This is a genomic window from Paenarthrobacter sp. NPDC090517, from assembly GCF_044769165.1.
GTDB lineage: Bacteria > Actinomycetota > Actinomycetes > Actinomycetales > Micrococcaceae > Arthrobacter.
This window is the reverse complement of the sequence record NZ_JBIVXN010000001.1, coordinates 1,093,066-1,110,928: the sequence shown is the minus strand read 5'-3', so window position 1 is coordinate 1,110,928 and position 17,863 is coordinate 1,093,066. Positions and strand designations below refer to the sequence as shown.

20 protein-coding genes are annotated in these 17,863 nt (G+C 62.1%); 11 read left to right on the top strand and 9 right to left on the bottom strand.

Going from position 1 to position 17,863, the window contains the following annotated elements; genetic code table 11:
- The first annotated feature begins 182 nt into the window (after positions 1-182).
- The 5 genes from ACIQTW_RS05175 to ACIQTW_RS05155 are packed head-to-tail and all read left to right on the top strand — an operon-like array spanning position 183 to position 3,769.
- A complete protein-coding gene (locus ACIQTW_RS05175; protein ID WP_402934365.1) occupies positions 183-407 on the top strand; it encodes a DUF3188 domain-containing protein in 225 nt (74 codons plus the stop codon).
- Positions 408-465: 58 nt separating this feature from the next.
- Complete coding sequence (locus ACIQTW_RS05170; RefSeq protein ID WP_402934363.1) at positions 466-915, top strand: MaoC family dehydratase N-terminal domain-containing protein; 450 nt, start codon at positions 466-468, stop codon at positions 913-915.
- A gap of 2 nt (positions 916-917) precedes the next feature.
- On the top strand, positions 918-1,355 hold the full coding sequence (locus ACIQTW_RS05165) for a MaoC family dehydratase (protein WP_402934362.1): 438 nt from the start codon (positions 918-920) through the stop codon (positions 1,353-1,355).
- A gap of 41 nt (positions 1,356-1,396) precedes the next feature.
- Positions 1,397-2,692 (top strand): MFS transporter, encoded by a 1,296-nt coding sequence (locus ACIQTW_RS05160; RefSeq protein ID WP_402934360.1) that lies wholly within the window; start codon positions 1,397-1,399, stop codon positions 2,690-2,692.
- 9 nt (positions 2,693-2,701) lie between these two features.
- Positions 2,702-3,769: a UDP-N-acetylmuramate dehydrogenase gene (locus ACIQTW_RS05155; protein ID WP_402934358.1), complete on the top strand. Its 1,068-nt coding sequence runs from the start codon at positions 2,702-2,704 to the stop codon at positions 3,767-3,769.
- On the opposite strand, the gene ACIQTW_RS05150 is transcribed toward ACIQTW_RS05155, so the two are convergent.
- Positions 3,766-4,245, bottom strand: a complete 480-nt coding sequence (locus ACIQTW_RS05150) for a hypothetical protein (RefSeq protein WP_402934355.1) — start codon at positions 4,243-4,245, stop codon at positions 3,766-3,768. The genes ACIQTW_RS05155 and ACIQTW_RS05150 overlap by 4 nt on opposite strands.
- Before the next feature lie 85 nt (positions 4,246-4,330).
- Between ACIQTW_RS05150 and ACIQTW_RS05145 the strand changes: the two genes are divergently transcribed.
- Positions 4,331-5,461: a winged helix DNA-binding domain-containing protein gene (locus tag ACIQTW_RS05145; protein ID WP_402934353.1), complete on the top strand. Its 1,131-nt coding sequence runs from the start codon at positions 4,331-4,333 to the stop codon at positions 5,459-5,461.
- Positions 5,462-5,569: 108 nt separating this feature from the next.
- Here the strand turns inward: ACIQTW_RS05145 and asd are convergent, their stop codons facing one another.
- From asd to ACIQTW_RS05105, 8 genes are all read right to left on the bottom strand, one after another.
- Positions 5,570-6,724, bottom strand: coding sequence for an aspartate-semialdehyde dehydrogenase (asd, locus tag ACIQTW_RS05140; RefSeq protein WP_402934351.1), 1,155 nt, complete (start codon positions 6,722-6,724; stop codon positions 5,570-5,572).
- Positions 6,725-6,833: 109 nt separating this feature from the next.
- The gene (locus ACIQTW_RS05135) at positions 6,834-7,058 is read right to left on the bottom strand and encodes an NF038396 family protein (RefSeq protein WP_054809086.1); all 225 of its coding nucleotides are present in this window, start codon (positions 7,056-7,058) and stop codon (positions 6,834-6,836) included.
- 2 nt (positions 7,059-7,060) lie between these two features.
- Positions 7,061-7,678 carry a dihydrofolate reductase gene (locus ACIQTW_RS05130; RefSeq protein ID WP_402934347.1) on the bottom strand — a complete coding sequence of 206 codons (618 nt, stop codon included), beginning with the start codon at positions 7,676-7,678 and terminating at the stop codon, positions 7,061-7,063.
- Positions 7,675-8,478: a thymidylate synthase gene (locus ACIQTW_RS05125; protein ID WP_402934345.1), complete on the bottom strand. Its 804-nt coding sequence runs from the start codon at positions 8,476-8,478 to the stop codon at positions 7,675-7,677. The genes ACIQTW_RS05130 and ACIQTW_RS05125 overlap by 4 nt, the downstream gene beginning before the upstream one ends.
- A 54-nt stretch (positions 8,479-8,532) precedes the next feature.
- Positions 8,533-9,501 (bottom strand): NUDIX domain-containing protein, encoded by a 969-nt coding sequence (locus tag ACIQTW_RS05120; RefSeq protein WP_402934343.1) that lies wholly within the window; start codon positions 9,499-9,501, stop codon positions 8,533-8,535.
- Positions 9,502-9,509: 8 nt separating this feature from the next.
- Positions 9,510-11,759 (bottom strand): RNA degradosome polyphosphate kinase, encoded by a 2,250-nt coding sequence (locus ACIQTW_RS05115; protein ID WP_402934341.1) that lies wholly within the window; start codon positions 11,757-11,759, stop codon positions 9,510-9,512.
- A 103-nt stretch (positions 11,760-11,862) separates the two neighbouring features.
- Positions 11,863-12,834, bottom strand: a complete 972-nt coding sequence (gene mshD / locus ACIQTW_RS05110) for a mycothiol synthase (RefSeq protein WP_402934339.1) — start codon at positions 12,832-12,834, stop codon at positions 11,863-11,865.
- 240 nt (positions 12,835-13,074) lie between these two features.
- Complete coding sequence (locus tag ACIQTW_RS05105) at positions 13,075-13,773, bottom strand: response regulator transcription factor (protein ID WP_018776718.1); 699 nt, start codon at positions 13,771-13,773, stop codon at positions 13,075-13,077.
- A gap of 260 nt (positions 13,774-14,033) precedes the next feature.
- Between ACIQTW_RS05105 and ACIQTW_RS05100 the strand changes: the two genes are divergently transcribed.
- The 5 genes from ACIQTW_RS05100 (at position 14,034) to ACIQTW_RS05080 (ending at position 17,799) form a co-directional block, all read left to right on the top strand.
- Positions 14,034-14,768, top strand: coding sequence for a permease (locus tag ACIQTW_RS05100; protein WP_402934337.1), 735 nt, complete (start codon positions 14,034-14,036; stop codon positions 14,766-14,768).
- 165 nt (positions 14,769-14,933) lie between these two features.
- The gene (locus ACIQTW_RS05095; protein ID WP_017200247.1) at positions 14,934-15,533 is read left to right on the top strand and encodes an FABP family protein; all 600 of its coding nucleotides are present in this window, start codon (positions 14,934-14,936) and stop codon (positions 15,531-15,533) included.
- Positions 15,534-15,582: 49 nt separating this feature from the next.
- A complete protein-coding gene (locus tag ACIQTW_RS05090) occupies positions 15,583-16,302 on the top strand; it encodes a flavodoxin family protein (protein ID WP_402934335.1) in 720 nt (239 codons plus the stop codon).
- Positions 16,303-16,324: 22 nt separating this feature from the next.
- Entirely contained in the window at positions 16,325-17,410 is a 1,086-nt protein-coding gene (locus ACIQTW_RS05085; protein ID WP_402934332.1) for a YgfZ/GcvT domain-containing protein, read from the top strand.
- Complete coding sequence (locus ACIQTW_RS05080) at positions 17,407-17,799, top strand: ankyrin repeat domain-containing protein (protein WP_309074106.1); 393 nt, start codon at positions 17,407-17,409, stop codon at positions 17,797-17,799. The genes ACIQTW_RS05085 and ACIQTW_RS05080 overlap by 4 nt, the downstream gene beginning before the upstream one ends.
- Positions 17,800-17,863 lie beyond the last annotated feature (64 nt).

Sequence of the window (17,863 nt, the reverse complement as noted above, 5' to 3'; positions counted from 1 at the left end):
TAGGCCTCGCATCGCCCCCCTTTTTCGTTGTGAGGCCCGCTTTGCGGGGTATTTCGGGGTTTTGGGGTGCAGAGTAGGCCTCGCATCGCCCCCCTTCTTCGTTGTGAGGCCCGCTTTGCCCGGTATTCCTGGGTTTTAGGGTGCAGAGTAGGCCCCGTAACGCGCGCCGGTAGACTTGGACGGTGCTAGAAGAATTTTGGGCCACCGCCTCCACGTCCTACAAAGCGCTGGTTTTTAGCGCCATGGGGCTCATCGCCGTCGGTCTCGTGCTGTCCATTGTGGGGAACACCTCGGGGAACCAGGGCTTGGCCATTGCTTCGTTGCCCGTCATTGGCATCGGCCTGCTGCTCCATGTTGCAGGACTTGTGGTTCGCGGCCAGAAGATCCGCAAGAGCTACAAGAAGTAACGCCTTCACCCAAGCAACGCGCTGCACTCGAGTCCCCGAGGCCCGATAGGGTTGGAGCATGAGTATCAATCCGGACCTGCAGGGCCGAAGCTACCCTGCCGCAGAGGTATACGACGTCGGCCGAGAAAAGATCCGCGAGTTTGCCACGGCTGTGAAAGCCAACAGCCCCGCGCATTTCGATGTTGAAGCAGCCAAGGCCCTGGGCCACAGCGACCTCGTAGCCCCGCCAACATTCGCCATCATCGTCGCTCAGCGTGCTGACGCCCAGTTGGTGCAGGACCCGGAGTCGGGCATTGACTTCTCCAGGGTGGTCCACGCTGACCAGCGGTTCACGCACCACAGGGCCATCGTCGCCGGCGACCGCCTTGTTGCCGAGCTGCACGTTGACGGAGTGCGCGCCATGGGCGGGGGAGCCATGATCACTACCCGTTCCGAGATTTCCACCGAGGCAGGCGAAAAGGTCGCCACCACAACGTCGTCCATCCTGGTCCGCGGAGAGGGACAGTAACCATGAGCCCCACATTCGAAGAACTGACGGTCGGCCAGGAAATCGGCACCCGCAGCATTGACGTTACCCGCCAGGATTTGGTCAAGTACGCAGGGGCCTCTGGTGACTTCAACCCGATCCACTGGAATGAATCGTTCGCGACCTCCGTGGAACTGCCGGGTGTCATCGCGCACGGCATGTTCACCATGGGTGCCGCAGTGCAGTTGGTGAGCGACTGGGCAGTGGACCCCGCCGCCGTCGTCGACTACCAGACCCGTTTCACCAAGCCCGTCCTCGTCACAGACACCACCGGGACGAATGAGGCCGGTGCTGTCATCGACGTCACCGGCGTGGTGGGAGCGCTCGACGCCGATGCCCGCACCGCGCGTATCGATCTCACCGTCGTTGCGGGCGGACAGAAGGTCCTCATGAAGTCGCAGGCGGTTGTGAAGCTCTCTTGAACCAACCGAACACCACTCAACGGCGCGCTACTTCGACTGACATGTCGCGGTGGCGCGCCGCTGTTCTTGCTTCATACGGGGCCAGCGGTATCGCCTTCGCCACGTGGGTTTCCCGCCTCCCTGCCATCCGCGACGGACTGAATCTCACGCCGGGCGGCATTGGTCTTTTGCTCATGTGCATGACGGTTGCCTCGTTCATCTCAATCTCAGCTTCGGGGCTCATTGTGCTCAGGCTCGGTCCGAAGCTGACCACGAGGATCGGCAGCTGCATGGTGGGTGCGGGTCTTGTCATCGTGGGTGTGGGGACCTCTATTGCAGCCAATCCAATGGTGGTGGCCGCAGGCTTGGTCGTCCTTGGCCTAGGCACGGCCAGCTGGAACACAGCGTCCAATGTGGAAGGTGCGTCGCTCGAGCGCGAGCTGGAACGGCACATCATGCCCCATCTGCATGGTGCTTTCAGCCTCGGAACCGTGGCCGCTGCGGGATTCGGTGCCTGGGCCGCTGCCGTTCACATGCCGGTGTTCTGGCATTTCCTGATCTCAGGCGTCGTAGTGACGGCGTCGGTAGTGGCAGCAACATTCTGGTTCCGGGCGGAAAAGACCGCGGCAGCCACTCAGACCTACCGCTCTAAGGAAACGGACACTTTCCAGGATCCTTCCACGGGTCCACTACCCATCATCACTCCCGAATCGGCCGGCCCTCAGGCGGACGCCGGCAAAGCCGCCCTTCCGCTGGATAACAAGCGGCTCGTGGCTCTCGCTTGGCGTGACCGCAGGACTTTGCTGATCGGCGTCCTGGTCCTCGGTTTGGCCTTGGCAGAAGGAGCCGCCGGGGACTGGGTGGCACTGGCACTCGCTGACGGCTATGGGCAGTCAGATGCCGCGGGAGCTGTCGGCTATGGGCTCTTCGTCACCTTCATGACCATCGGGCGTTTCACCGGCACAGTCATCCTGGATCGTTTTGGCCGCGTAGTGGTGATGCGCTGGTGCTCGGCCACCGCCGTCGTGGGCCTTGCGCTTTTTGTTTTTGCTCCGGTGCCGTGGCTCGCGTTCGTGGCCCTGGCGGTGTGGGGCCTGGGCGCCTCACTCGGATTCCCCGTGGGGATGTCTGCCGCTGCGGACGATCCTGTGCATGCAGCGGCCCGTGTGTCGGTGGTGTCTACCATTGGCTACGGTGCCTTCTTGTGCGGTCCTCCGCTCCTGGGACTCCTGGCTGAACATTTTGGCATCCTGCATTCGCTGCTTGCACCCTTGGCATTGCTGGTGGTCAGCTTCTTCCTGGCACCCTTGGCTGGCCAACAGAGGGCGAAGTCCGCGCTGCCCAACGAAGCCGGTTAGGCTTGATTGGTGACCCAAACGCTGCTTTCTGAACTGACCACTGCTGCCGTTGGCGGCCCCGCGGGCAACTACGTTGAGGCCCGCACTGAGGCAGAAATTATCGACGCCGTCCGGTCGGCCGACGCTGCCGGCGAAAAACTCCTGATCATCGGCGGTGGCTCCAACCTGCTGATCTCGGACGAAGGCTACCCGGGTACGGTCCTGAAAATCGCCTCTGAGGGCTTCACTGTGAACTCCGAAGACAGCTGTGGCGGCGTGTCCGTCGTAGTTCAGGCAGGTCACAACTGGGACGCCTTGGTGGAACACGCGGTGCTGCACGCCTGGTCAGGCCTGGAAGCATTGTCCGGAATTCCGGGAGCAACCGGCGCCACGCCCGTGCAGAACGTGGGGGCCTACGGGGCCGACGTTTCACAGACCATTGCGGCTGTCCGCACGTGGGACCGCGAACGCAACGCAGTGCAGACTTTCACCAACTCCGAGCTCAAGTTCGGATACCGCGATTCCATCCTGAAGCAGAGCACGGTTGAGGGCTCGCCCCGCTATGTTGTATTGACCGTCGAGTTCCAGTTGCCGCTGGGACGGATGAGCGCCCCCATCAGATACGCCGAGCTGGCAAGGGTACTGGGCGTAGAGGCGGGTAAGCGTGCCTACTCCAATGATGTGCGGCGCGAAGTCCTCCGGCTCCGCGCTTCCAAGGGCATGGTCCTGGACTCTGCAGACCGCGACACCTATTCCACGGGTTCATTCTTCACCAACCCGATCGTCCCGGCGGAGCGTGCATCGGCTCTGCCGGAGAACGCGCCCAAGTATCCCGCTGGCGACGACGGACTCGTGAAGCTCTCTGCTGCCTGGCTTATCGATCAGGCCGGGTTCGGTAAAGGCTTCGGACTCGAGGACTCCAGCGTCTCCGGTGGGCGGGCTTCCCTGTCCACCAAACACACACTTGCCATCACCAACAGGGGTTCAGCCTCGGCCGCGGACATGGTGGCCATCGCCCGTGAGGTGCGTTCCGGCGTCGTCGAGCGTTTTGGTATTGAACTGCACCCGGAGCCCTTGTTGATTGGGGTCAGCCTTTAGCGAGTGCGCCTTTCGGCTATCGGCAAGACCTTGTTGAGCAGCAGGAACGTGAGGCCGCAGCTGACCGCTCCCAACAGGAAGATCTGGCTGAACGCGATACTTTGCGGCGACGGTCCGCTGGGCATGAACAGCCCTGCCGCGGCAAAGCCGACCAAACCCAGGAGCAGGACGATCGCTCCCAGCAGGAAGCTGCGGACTTGGGCTGCGGCCGCCGGGTAGAACCAGGGTTCGGGGGCGTCGTCGTCGCGGTCGGCTACGGGCTGGGTGGCGGCAGCGGTTCCGATGAGAAGGGCGGCCGCCGCAGTTGCCACCAGGCTGACTGTCTGGATGGCCTGCATTGAAGGGGAGAGGCTTACTCCAGTCCCTACCGCCACGATCAGCCCGGCGCCAAGCCCGGCGAGCGTGCAGAACCAGCCGGCGGTAGCCAACCACCGGCTCATCGGCCGCACGAACGGAGCAAGATCACCAAAAAGCATGAACCCATCCTAGGATCTACTGCTGGGTGACGGCTGGGAGGCACGGCAAGGTTCCCTGTGCTGGCTGGTCCTCCTAGGATGAAGCATGCCTGCAGAGAGAAAAACTCCCACTCCGCGCGTCATGGGTCGGTTGCGGCTCGCCAGCCAAGGCCTGTTGGATAGCCACTTCACTACAGTTTCGGACGCGGTCCGGTGGATGACCGCCATGCAGGCGCAGGACCTCGGCTCGGCTTTGTGGGCAGTGGGCCAGCGAGTTCCGGGCACGGTTGCGTCGGACGTCCGGGCTGCCCTCGACGCCGGGAGTGTGGTCCGTTCGTGGCCCATGCGCGGGACACTGCACTTACTTGCCCCCGAGGACCTCCGCTGGATTCTGGGCATCACCAGCAACCGCCTGATGAATTCACTGGCAGCCCGCCACCGTGAACTCGGTATCACGCCCGACGACATTAGCCATTGCCGGGACATCGCCTTCAAAACCGCTGAGGTCCTCAAGGCGGAGGGCGCTGCAGGTGCTACACGGGAGCAGCTGTTCGACGCGTTCGAGGAAGCCGGCCAGCTCACCAAGGCGCAGCGTGGCATTCACTTGCTGGGGAGCCTTTGCCAGCGCGCCTGGCTGGTCCAAGGGCCGATGGCAGGCAACAACGGCAAAATGGGGGTACAGCAACTGTTCGTGCCGTTCGACGAGTGGATACCTAACTCGAGGGAGCTGGGACGCGAGGAGGGAATTGCCGAGCTGCTGTTCCGCTACGTCCAGAGCCACGGCCCCGCTACCATCAAGGATTTTTCGTGGTGGAGCCAAGTGCCCATGACGGAAGCGCGCAAAGCCCTGAACGAGGTACAGGCCCGCCTGGTTGAGCTGGAGTTCGGCGGCACCAGTTATTGGCTCTCGCCGGAGACAGCAGAAATGCTCGACGACGGCGTCCCCGGCTCGCGCTCATTCCTGGCACTCCCCGGGTTCGATGAATTCCTGCTCGGGTACCAGGATCGGAGCCTGGTACTGGCACCCGAGTATGCGGAATTGGTGGTGCCTGGCAAGAACGGAGTGTTCAAACGGATCATGGTGTCCGGGGGTGAAGTGGTGGGAACGTGGGCGCGGACCGTGAGCGGTAAGACCATAGGTGTGGTGCCGGAACCGTTCGCGGGACAGCTGGGTCCGGCCGCTGGGCGTTTGTTCCAAGCCCAGGGCCGGGCCTACCTGAGGTTCATGGCCGGCTGAACCCGCCGGCAGAGTGCCAAGCAGAACCCCTTAGACGTCGAAAACCCGCTGTTCCGTTGCTGGGCAGCAACGGAACAGCGGGTTAGCGACGTGCTAAGCCGGGCTGGGCTAGAGCTTGCCCGTCACAATGTTGAGCATGCGGCGGAGCGGCTCGGCTGCACCCCACAGGAGCTGGTCTCCCACGGTGAAGGCGCTGATGTATTCCGGGCCCATTTCGAGCTTGCGGATACGGCCCACGGGGATGTCCAAGGTTCCGGACGCGGCCACGGGGGTCAGGTCCGCCATGGAGGCTTCCTTGTTGTTGGGAACAACCTTGGCCCATTCGTTGTCCTTGGCCAGGAGGTTCTCGATTTCGGTCACGGACAGGTCTTCGCGCAGCTTGAGCGTGAGGGCCTGGGAGTGTGAACGCATGGCGCCGATACGGATGCAGAGGCCGTCCATTGCGATGTGGTCCTTGCCCGCGGTGCCGTTTCCGGTGCCGAGGATCTTGTTGGTTTCCACTCCGGCCTTCCACTCTTCCTTGGATTGGCCGTTGCCGAGGTCGGCATCGATCCAGGGAATGAGGGAGCCCGCCAGCGGCACACCGAACTGGGTGGCGTCAACGCCGGTGCGCTGGGCGGCGAGGACCTTGTGATCGATTTCGAGAATGGCCGACGCGGGATCGTCCAGTTCGCTGCTGACCTCGTTGTTGAGGGTGCCGAACTGGTTGAGGAGCTCACGCATGTGCCGGGCGCCGCCACCTGAGGCAGCCTGGTATGTCATGGAGGTGCCCCACTCGACCAGGTTGTTCTTGAACAGGCCGCCAAGGCCCATCAGCATGCAGGAAACCGTACAGTTGCCACCGATGAAGTCCTTCACGCCACCGGACAGGCCGGCGTCGATGACATCGCGGTTGATGGGGTCCAGCACGATGATCGAGTCGTCGTTCATGCGAAGGGTGGAAGCAGCATCGATCCACAGGCCATCCCAGCCGCGGCTGCGGAGTTCGCCGTGGACCTGCTTGGTGTAGTCGCCACCCTGGGCGGTGACAATAATCGGCAGCTTGGCCAGCGTCTCAATATCAAACGCATCTTCGAGCTTGCCGGGATCACCATCGGTAGAGCTCAGGAAGGACGGGGCGGCACCTCCTGCGTTTGAGGTGGAGAAAAATACCGGGTTGATGTTGGCGAAGTCGTTCTCTTCCTGCATGCGCTGCATCAGGACGGAGCCGACCATGCCACGCCAACCGACCAGTCCAACGGACGGATTAGCTGCTGTAGTCATTCACCAAGTCTAAACTTTTGGAGCGAACTGCCGCTGTTGGTTACGTCACGCAGACACTGCACGACGGCGCCACTCGCCTGTGGCGGCGATAAGCGGCTGACGCGCGTGGCTAGAGGCTGCCGGCGTCGGGCTCCTGGAGAAGGAGGGCTTTGCGCTTACGCAGGGCAAAGAAAGCACCAAACGTAAAGACCTGCGTGACAACGATCAGCACGATAATCCCGGCAATCCGATTGCCACCCAAGATCATGGTGAGGCCCACAATGGCAGATATCAGGGCGAAGAGCGGCAGCAGCATATAGCCCAGCACGAACAGGGTTTCTGGTTTTTTCAGCATGCTTAGTCTTCCTGGGTTTCCTGGCTTGCGTTGCGGCGCCATGTGGTGAACCGGTAGTTGGTGCCGTTCTTAGCGGTGAGCCAGCCTTCGGATGGGGCTACGGCGTCGAAGGTCCAATCCTCTCCGAGCTCCGGAGCGAAGGTGTCGCCTTCCAGGTCCGCATCAATAATGGTGACGACGGCCAAGTTAGCGATGCCCATGGACTGTTCAAAGATTTCGCCGCCGCCGATAATCCACACTTTTTGGCCACCGGGCGCGAACTGTGATTCCAGCAGTGCCGCATCAAGGGATGAAACCACGACGGCGCCCTGGGCTTCGGGGGTGGAGGCCCAGTCGGCGTTGCGGGTCACCACAATGTTGGTGCGGCCGGGGAGCGGACGGTACTTTTCGGGGAACGACAGCCAGGTCTTGCGGCCCATGATGACGGGGTGCCCCGTGGTGAGTTGGCTGAAGTGCTTCAAGTCCTCGGGCAGGTGCCAAGGCATGGCGCCGTCCTTGCCGATCACGCCGGACTTCGTTTGGGCCCAGACCAGTCCGATGCCCTTCATACGGGCCGCTGTCTCCTGGGTGAAGATGACGCCGGGAAGCTGGGATGGAGTCTCAGGGGTAGGCATGCTCATACCGCGATCGGAGCCTTGATGGTGGGGTGGTGGCGGTAATCCACAACCTCGAAGTCATCCAGCGTGTAATCGAAGATGGAGTCCGGCCTGCGGAGGATCTTCAATTGCGGGTATTCATAGGGCTCGCGGCTGAGCTGCTCGGCAACCTGGTCAACGTGGTTGTCATAGACGTGGACATCGCCGCCGGTCCAGACGAATTCGCCTGGCTCGAGTCCAAGCTGCTGCGCCACCATGCGTGTGAGCAGGGCGTAGGAGGCAATGTTGAAGGGGACGCCCAGGAAGGTGTCCGCTGAGCGCTGGTACAGCTGGCAGGACAGCTTGCCGTCTGCCACATAGAACTGGAAGAACGCATGGCACGGCGGCAACGCCATGTCCTTGAGCTCGGACACGTTCCAAGCCGACACAATGTGGCGCCGGGAATCGGGGTTGGCGGCCAGGTTGGTCATGAGCTCGGAGATCTGGTCGATGTGGCCGCCATCGGGAGTTGGCCAACTGCGCCACTGGACCCCATAGACGGGGCCCAGTTCGCCGTCGGCATCCGCCCATTCATCCCAGATGGAGACGCCTTGATCCTGCATCCACTTCACATTCGAGTCACCGCGCAGGAACCACAGAAGTTCTACTGCCACGGATTTGAAGTGAACCCGCTTGGTGGTGATGAGCGGGAAGCTCTCGGCGAGATCGAACCTCAACTGGCGGCCGAAAACGCTGCGCGTTCCTGTTCCGGTGCGGTCCGACTTGTGTGCGCCGTTGGCCATGACGTCACGCAGAAGGTCTTCATAAGGGGTGGGGATGCTCACGAGTCCAGCTTACTGGGTTCGGCCAGGCGCCCGCGGAGCAGGTCCACGAGCGCCTTAGTCGTCAAACGGCTTGACCTGCTCCACTGACACGATTTTCCGTTCAGATCCCCGCGCTACCTGGCAAACAATGACCTCACCCGGCGACAGGTACGGATCAGAGGAAGGAAGCAGGGCACGCAGGGCCTGCGACATGTGCTGGCCCAACTGTTTCAGCGCCGTTGGCAGGGCGGGACGATGCGTACACACGGCGATCGGCACCTGCTTGTCGAACAGTGCTTCAACAGCGGCCGCGGTCTTCTTGGGGGAGCGCTGGTGGGTGTGCTCGGTGAGTGCTTCCACCAGTTTCACCTTGGCCCCGCTGGCCTTGGCATAGGGGGCAATAGTGGCGACGCAACGCGCCCAAGGGCTGGTCACAACACGTTGCGGTTTCCACACCTCCAAGAGGCGCTGGACAGCCACTGCCTGGCGCTGGCCGGTAGCTGCCAGGGGACGATCGCCCTCGGCCTTTGTCCATGAGGAGCGCGGCTTGGCTTTGGCATGGCGGATGAGGACCAACGGCCACGTGTCCAGCTCCCCACGGACGTGGGCCTTCTCGAGGTATTCGAGCGGTTCCACGTCCGTAGGGTTGCTCAGGAAGCTGGCCGCCCGGTCCGGGCTGCACCACATGACGCTGTCCACTTCCTTGCCGTCGGGCCGAAGCTGCGCTCCGTTGACCTTGACCGCCCAGTACCGGACCACCTTCAAGCCGGCAGCCACGTGATAGTGGATCGCCGGAAGAGGAATGCCCAGCGGTGCCTGTAGCCCAATCTCTTCCCACACTTCGCGGGCGGCGCATTCAGGAACTGTTTCGCCGGCGTCGAGCTTTCCTTTGGGCCATGACCAATCGTCATAACGTGGACGATGGATCAGGAGGACCTCAAGGCCACCCTTTGTGAGCCGCCAAGGAATGGCGCCGGCGGCGACAACGGCCACCGGCTCGCCGGGGTGGTCTGTTTGATCCGCCACGGGGGTATCGCTGTTCAACTGGGTCCTTACCGCCGGGCCGCAGCGCGCTGGCGTGAGCGGGAAGCCAGAAGCCAGGACTGCATGTCCAGCAGTGGCTTGCCGTCCTGGTCCAAATGGTGCCTGGTCCAGTGCCCGCTATCGTTCAAGTGCCAGCTGGCCGTGCCGTCGTCAACGTAGCGACGCATCAAGTCCATCACCGTTGCGGTGTCTTCCTTGCTGGCGAGCTGCACCAGTGCCTCCACCCGGCGGTCCAGGTTGCGGTGCATCATGTCGGCCGAGCCGATAAACACTACGGGCTCGCCACCATTGCCAAAGGCAAAGACGCGCGAGTGCTCAAGGAAGCGGCCCAGCACGGAGCGCACCGTGATGTTCTCGCTAAGTCCCGGCACTCCTGGACGGAGCGAGCAGATTCCGCGGACCACGACGTCTACCTTCACGCCGGCCTGCGAGGCCCGGTAAAGGGCGTCGATGATGGCTTCGTCCACCATTGAATTGACCTTGATCTGCACCAAGCCGGGGACGCCGGCGCGTGCATTACGGATTTCGGTTTCAATCCTGTCCACCAGGCCCGCGCGTACCGAGCGCGGCGCCACGAGCAACCTCTTGAACGTTGACTTGGGTGCGTAGCCGGAGAGCTGGTTGAACAGCTTGGAGAGGTCTTCTCCCACTTGTTCGTTGGCGGTCAGCAAGCCAAGGTCTTCGTAATAGCGGGCTGTGCGCGGGTGGTAGTTGCCTGTGCCGATGTGGCAGTAGCGCCGCAGTCCGTCCACTTCCTGGCGGACAACCAGGGATAACTTGCAGTGGGTCTTCAGCCCAACGATGCCGTACACCACGTGGACGCCTGCTTGTTCGAGCTTTCGCGCCCAGGAAATGTTGGCTTGCTCATCAAAGCGGGCTTTGATCTCCACCAAGGCCAAAACCTGCTTGCCTGCTTCCGCGGCGTCAATAAGAGCATCAACGATCGGGGAGTCGCCGGAGGTCCGGTACAGGGTTTGCTTGATGGCCTGCACCTTGGGGTCCGCTGCAGCCTGTTCCAGGAAGGCCTGGACGGAGGTGGAGAAAGAGTCGTAGGGGTGGTGCAGGAGGATGTCCCTGCGGCGCATCGCGGCAAAGACGTTTGCGGCCTTGGATGTTTCGGACTCGTTGAGGTACCGGGATGTGTGGGGAACGTGCTTGGGGTAGTGGAGGTCGGCGCGGTCGATGCCGCTGATTGCGGACAAACCACGGAGATCCAAGGGTGCCGGTACGGAGTAGACCTCGGACTCTTCAACCCCGAGCTCACGGATCAAGAGTGCCTTGATGTTCGGGTTGATATCGGTGGTGACTTCGAGGCGAACCGGCGGGCCGAAGCGGCGGCGCAGGAGTTCCTTCTCCAAGGCCTGCAGGAGGTTCTCGGCGTCGTCCTCTTCTACTTCCAGGTCCTCGTTGCGCGTAACGCGGAAGGTGTGGTGTTCCAGGACTTCCATCCCGGGGAAAAGCTTGTCCAAGTGGACGGCGATGACTTCTTCCAAGGCGATGAAACGGGCTACGCGGCCGGGAATGGCGCCGGCGCGCGGTCCGTCCACGGAGATGAGGCGGGGAAGCTGATCGGGAACCTTAACGCGGGCGAAGAGTTCCTTGTCGCTGATCGGGTTGCTGACGATCACGGCAAGGTTGAGGGAAAGGCCCGAGATGTAGGGGAAGGGGTGCGCAGGGTCCACAGCCAGCGGCGTCAGGATGGGGAAGACCTTCTCCTGGAACATGATGCTGATCCGGTGCCGGGCATCCTCGTCCAGTTCATGCCAGTGCATGATGTGGATGTGCTCGTAGGCCAATGCGGGACGGATCTGCTCGGCGAAGACCCGGGCGTGGCGTTCCTGCAGCTTGTGGGCCTCTTCGCTGATCTGTTCCAGCACCTCAATGGGACTCAGGCCGGCAGGGGAGGGCACGGCGAGCCCCGTAGCGATGCGGCGTTTGAGGCCAGCCACGCGCACCATGAAAAACTCGTCAAGGTTGGAGGCGAAGATGGAGAGGAAATTGACGCGTTCCAGCAGGAAAAGGTCAGGATCTTCGGCGAGTTCCAGCACACGGGAGTTGAAGGCCAGCCAGCTCAGCTCGCGGTCCAGGAAACGATCCGGGGAGATGTCGCCCTCGGGCTCCAGGCTCGGCGCGAATTCCGGAATGTCGATGCGGTCCTGGGTGGCTCGCGAGGCCGGCACTTCCGATGATCCGAAGCGTGGGGGCAGGGTTGCACCCTTCGAGGTGGATCCGGCGGTGCCGACGGGGTCCGGCTGCATGGGGTTCTCCTAAGCTCAGGACGGGGTTTCCTCCCACATTACAAGCAATTTCGGTGCTCGAATCCAAGATGTCACTGGCTTTCCGGCAAGTCATCCCGTCAGGTTAATTTTTGGTTAAAGGCCCATACATAACGTCGGTGTCCCAGCGAACGAAGCCAAGCTTCTGATATAGGGCTACTGCCGCCTCATTGTCCGCGTCAACGTAGAGCATCACGGCATGCAGTCCTTGGTCCTGGAGGTGCTTAATACCCGCAACCGTGAGGGCCTTGCCAAGCCCCAAACCTTGCGCTGCCGGTGTCACACCAACCACGTAAACCTCCCCGATGGCCGGGTGGGGACCTTGCCGGGGGTGCACCTTGGTCCAGTGGAAACCAAGCAATTCACCTTCAGCGTTCACAGCCAGCAGGAAGCCTTCGGGATCGAACCAATCCTCAGCCTTGCGTGCCTCAAGGTCCGCGAGCGTCATGGAGCCTTGTTCGGGGTGGTGGGAGAACGCAGCCCTGTTGGCTGCCAGCCACGCCTGCTCATCCTGACCCGGAACGAAGGCGCGGAGCGAAACGCCGTCCGGGAGTCCGGCGTCGGGCAGTGATGCGGTTGATGACATCAGGCGCATCTTCCACAGTTCCCGCATTGGACCATAGCCAAAGTGCGTGGCCAACTCGGCTGCGGCCTCATGGTTGCCGTGGGACCATGCGCTCAATCCGTCGAGGCCCCGCTTGCCCTGCAGCGCGCCCAGCAGCCTTCCAGCAACGCCCTGGTTGCGATAGCTGGGGTGGACGGCCAACTCCAGGACACCGCTTCCGTCTTCACTTTCAACGACGACGGCGACACCCGCCAGATCCTCTCCGGTGGCCGGATCGGAATCTTCGTCCGGTGCATACAGGACGAAGGACAAGACTGAATGCTCACCCGAGTCCGCGCCGCGCAGCATCACCAACGTCTGTTCGGAGAAGGGCGGATTGCCGTCGGACTCCCCGGCGGCCGCGGCGAGGGTTTTGACGTCCCTGAGGAGTTCGTTGTCCAAAGCTCCGGCGATGATCAGTACGGGCCAGTTTTCCGGGTGCGCGTGACTCATGATGCAAGGCTATACGTCCGGTGCAACCCCGATGATTTGATGTCGCTGGAAATGGGAGGTAGTCTCGTTATCTCGTTCGGCTTTCCGGTTTGCCCGTGAGTCAGCGCAGGGGGGATCCACCAGTGGGGTGGCCTCGATACGTTCGACCCGTATGTCCTCCACCAAGAAATAAAGAAGAGGCCAGGATCCGTGTGGATCCTGGCCTCTTCTTTAGTTTGCTTCATCTGTCCCGGTTGCCGCTCAGGCTTCGGACAACTCATCGTCCGGGAGGCGGACAAGGGTGAGCCGGTAGCCAACGTTGCGGACTGTACTGATCAGGTTCTCGTGATCCACGCCCAGCTTGGCCCGAAGCCGCCGGATATGGACGTCCACTGTCCGGGTGCCTCCGTAGTAGTCGTAGCCCCACACTTCGGTCAGCAACTGCTGGCGGGTGAATACCCGGCCCGGATGCTGGGCAAGATACTTCAGGAGTTCGAACTCCTTGAACGTCAGGTTGAGTGGCTGGCCGCTAACGCGGGCGGTATAGCTTGCCTCGTCAATCACGACGCCGGCCGCCCGGATTTCGGTCTGGGTTTCCTCTTCGCCGGGGACGGCACGCGCCATTGCCAGCCTGATGCGAGCCTCGACTTCGGCAGGCCCGGCGGAGTCCAGCACAATGTCGTCCACTGCCCAGGCTGATGAAACGGCAGCCATGCCGCCTTCCGTGAGTATCAGCATGAGGGGCGCACTGAGGCCGGTGGCCTTCAACAACTGGGTGAGTGAGCGGGCACCCACCAGATCCTTCCGGGCATCCAAGAAGACGATATCCGTGGGGTCGGTTTCCAGTAGTGCTGTGGGTTCTGCCGGGAGGATGTGTACGCGGTGGTTCAGCAACTCCAAGGCAGGCAAAATGTCCACCGAAGAGCCGGTGCTGTTCGTTAGGAGCAGGATGTGCGACATAGTTCCTCCAATGGGCTGTACGCGCATCATCGGGCGTCGAAACCGGAGTCATACCGGTCGGTCACAACGCATTGGCAGCCTCTTCCGTTGTAACGGGATCGCGGCCAACACAGTGCGCTGTTGAAGTCTGAGTATACCCATCAGTGCCTTACGACACATGGATTCGTGACGGGGAAGCGCTGGAATTACGACATATTGGGTCGGCTTAAGGCAGGATTGTCGAGAGGTCGTAAGGCGCATCGGATTGAGGTCGGCACACAGTGAAGTCTTGGAGCATCGGGGTATTCGGCCTCGTGGCGCTCGCAGCCATCGTGGCCAGCACCTTCGTTTCCCGGGAAGCCATGGTGGGCGCAGGCATCGTGGCATCCGCGGCTGTCGGGATCGGCTGGCCGCATTTCCTTGCTGTCCCGGCTAAGAAAACGCTGGCGGCCGTCATTGGTCTCGCCGGCGCGGGGTCTGCCGTCGCAGCTGCCTATATGCCCGCGCCCGGATTCCTGGACGGTACACCCGCATTCGTGGCTCTGGGTGTGATGGCAGTGTTCGTCGTCCAGTTGGTCAGGGGCACCGGGCAAGCCCAACGCTTGGAATCCACCCTCGGCTGCTCTGCCGGTGTGCTGCTGAACTGCCTTGGCGCGGGATGGATCGCCAGTGCACGGTTCAACGGCGTCAAGGAGATGGTCCTTGTAGCCGGACTCAGTGCCGCGGTTGCCCTGCTGGTGGGAATCATTCGCTGGCCGGACCGGATCGTGGCTCCACTCGGCGTAGTGATGGCTGGACTGATGGGACCGCTGGCAGGTCTTGTTTTCTCCGATATCGCCGTGCTGCCGGCCGCCTTGGTTGGTGTGGTGGTGGGCTCCGTCCTGGTGTGCTTCCGGCGGATGACCACCCTCCGGCGGGGGCGCCTGAACATTCCGGCTGCCATAGGAATGGGCGTAGCGCCCGTTTGGGCTGTTGGGGCCATGGCTTACTTCATAGACAAACTACTCATCTACTAACGGTTAGGATTGCATCATGTCTGTACTCGCATTTGAAATCTTCTTCCTCGTTCTCCTTGGCCTGGCCAGCGTCGCCATGGCATGGTTCGCGGGATTTGTCGTTTACCGTCTTTTCAAGGGCCAGAAGTAACCTTCTGATCCCGCAGCTCGACAGAGGTAATCGTTGTGCCTATTGAGATCCCAACAGATCTGACGCCAGAACTCGTCCCCCTTTCCTGGCTCATTGGTGAGTGGGAGGGCCGCGGCCGGCTCGGCAGCGGAGACGAGGATTCCGAACATTTCGTCCAGCACGTGTCCTTCACCCACAACGGGCTCCCGTACTTGCAGTACCGGGCCGAGACCTGGCTCAGTGACGACGCCGGCGAAAAGTTGCGCCCGTTGACCGTTGAGACAGGGTTCTGGGCGTTGGAACGCAAGCTTGAAGAGGGCGACGGCGGCCCCGGCCTGATCCCGGCCGACATCGTCCCCGTCCTCAAGACAGCTGACGAAGTCGAGGAACGTCGCAACAAGGAGGGCGGCTTCGACATTTCGGTGTCAATCGCCCATCCCGGCGGAATCACCGAGCTCTACTACGGACAGATCAAGGGACCCCAGATCCAGCTGAGCACTGACATGGTGATGCGCGGAAGCCACTCCAAGGAGTACACGGCGGCCACGCGTATTTTCGGTCTGGTTGATGGCAACCTCCTATGGCGCTGGGACGTCGCTGCCAGCGGCAAGGCTCTCGAAGCGCACGCCTCGGCGTTCCTCCACAAGGTGTCCTGAACCTAGGCCTCACTGTACGTTCCACGGCAACCAGCAGAAGGAGCAGATAGTGAACAACCTCAAACCGGAGGGCTACAGCGGGCTCAAGGCTGTCTTTTTCAATGGCACGCTGAAGCCCTCGCCGCAGCTCAGCAACACCGACGGCCTGATCAAAATCAGCCGGGACATCATGGAGAAGCAGGGCGTCAGTACCCGCCTCATCCGGACCGTGGACCACGACATCGCCAGCGGTGTGTACCCTGACATGCGCGAGCACGGGTGGAAGACAGACGAGTGGCCCGGGATTTACCCGTCTGTCCGCGACGCTGACATCGTTGTGGTTGCCGGGCCGATCTGGTTGGGCGACAACTCGTCCATGACCAAGAAACTTATCGAACGTTTGTATGCCCACTCGGGCGAACTGAACAGCAAGGGTCAATGGGCGTTCTACCCCAAGGTGGGTGGTTGCCTCATCACCGGCAATGAAGACGGCATCAAACACTGCTCCATGAACGTGTTGTACAGCCTTCAGCACATCGGTTTCACCATTCCGCCCCAGGCTGACGCCGGGTGGATCGGCCCGGTGGGACCCGGACCCAGCTATCTTGATGAAGGATCGGGCGGCCCGGAGAGTGATTTTACTAACAGGAACGCCACCTTCATGACGTGGAACCTGCTCCACATGGCCAAGCTCCTGCGGGATGCCGGGGGAATTCCTGCCTACGGCAACCTGCCGGAGGAATGGAAAGCGGGCACCCGATTCGATTTCGAAAACCCGGAATACCGCTGACCCGCAAGGACTTCTACTACATATGACTTACAAGAGCCCCCTGTTGTCGCGCCCTGGCGCCGTCGAAGACACCGGCCTCGATGCCGGCGTTGCGGCCCACTACGGTGAACCACTGCGTGAGCAGCGCGCCCTGGCAACCGGTACCGCCGTCGTCGATCTTTCGCACCGTGGCGTGGTGACCGTGTCCGGCCCGGACCGGCTCAGCTGGCTGAACACGCTCTCGTCCCAGCAGCTCACCAACCTCCAGCCCGGGGTGGCCAGCGAACTGCTGCTGCTTAGCGTCCAAGGCCGCATCGAGTTCGATGCCCGCGTAATTGACGACGGCAGCACCACGTGGCTGATCGTTGAGGCTGCCGAGGCCGCACCACTTGCTGAGTGGTTGAACAGGATGAAGTTCATGCTCCGCGTCGAAATCGAGGACGTCTCGGAGCGCTGGGCCGTGTTGGGCGCTACCAAGCCGGTGGAGCGGCTGTCCGGCCGTTTGGTGTGGGAGGATCCATGGCCGCACGTCAGCCCTGGGGGATACGCGTACAGCATCGTCCCCGAGGAATCGCATCCGGGGCTTGAACGCCCTTGGTTCGAGTACCTTGTACCGGCCACCGAGTTGGAACAATCCGTGGAAGGCCTTCCCTTGGCAGGTGCCATGGCGGCAGATGCCCTGCGGGTTGCAGCGTGGCGGCCACGCCTCGGTGCCGAGACTGATGAAAAGACGATTCCCCACGAGTTGGATCTCTTGAGGACCTCGGTGCACCTGAACAAGGGCTGCTACAAGGGCCAGGAGACCATAGCGCGTGTCCACAACCTTGGCCACCCGCCCCGGCGCCTCGTGTTCCTGCAGCTTGATGGATCACAGCACACGTTGCCGGCCGTTGGCAGTGTCGTATTTGCCGGGGAGCGCAAGGTGGGTACTCTGACATCGGTGGCGCAGCACTTTGAAATGGGACCCGTTGCTTTGGCCGTGATCAAGCGGTCCGTTTCGGCGGAGGAAACCCTGACGGTGATGGACGGTGAGGAGCCTTACATCGCAGCTCAGGAAGTGATCGTCGCCCCCGACGCCGGCCAGGTTGTCGGGCGCCAGACCGGATTCCTGAAGGGACCCCACCGATGACCCAAGCCACAGGCCCCGACGACGAAACGTTGGCCTTGGCCCACGCCTTGTTCGATGCAGCCCGCGAAGGTGATACAGAACTGCTGCGTGGCTACTTGAACGCCGGCGCTCCTGCCACGCTGACGAATGCCGCCGGCGACTCTCTCTTGATGCTGGCGGCTTACCACGGGCACGAGGAAGCCGTGCAGCTCATCCTCCATCACGGTGCTGACGTAAATGCCGCGAATGATCGCGGACAGACGCCACTTGCCGGAGCGGTCTTCAAGGGATACACAGGGGTGGCCCGGGTCCTGCTGGATGCTGGAGCAGATCCCGACGCCGGAACTCCCACCGCGCGCGAAGCCGCCTCGATGTTCGCCAGATCGGAAATTCAAGCCCTCCTGGGCTAATACCCCTCAACGAAAAGAGAGCCCGGTCACGACGACCGGGCTTTCTTGCGCGCTGATACTCCAC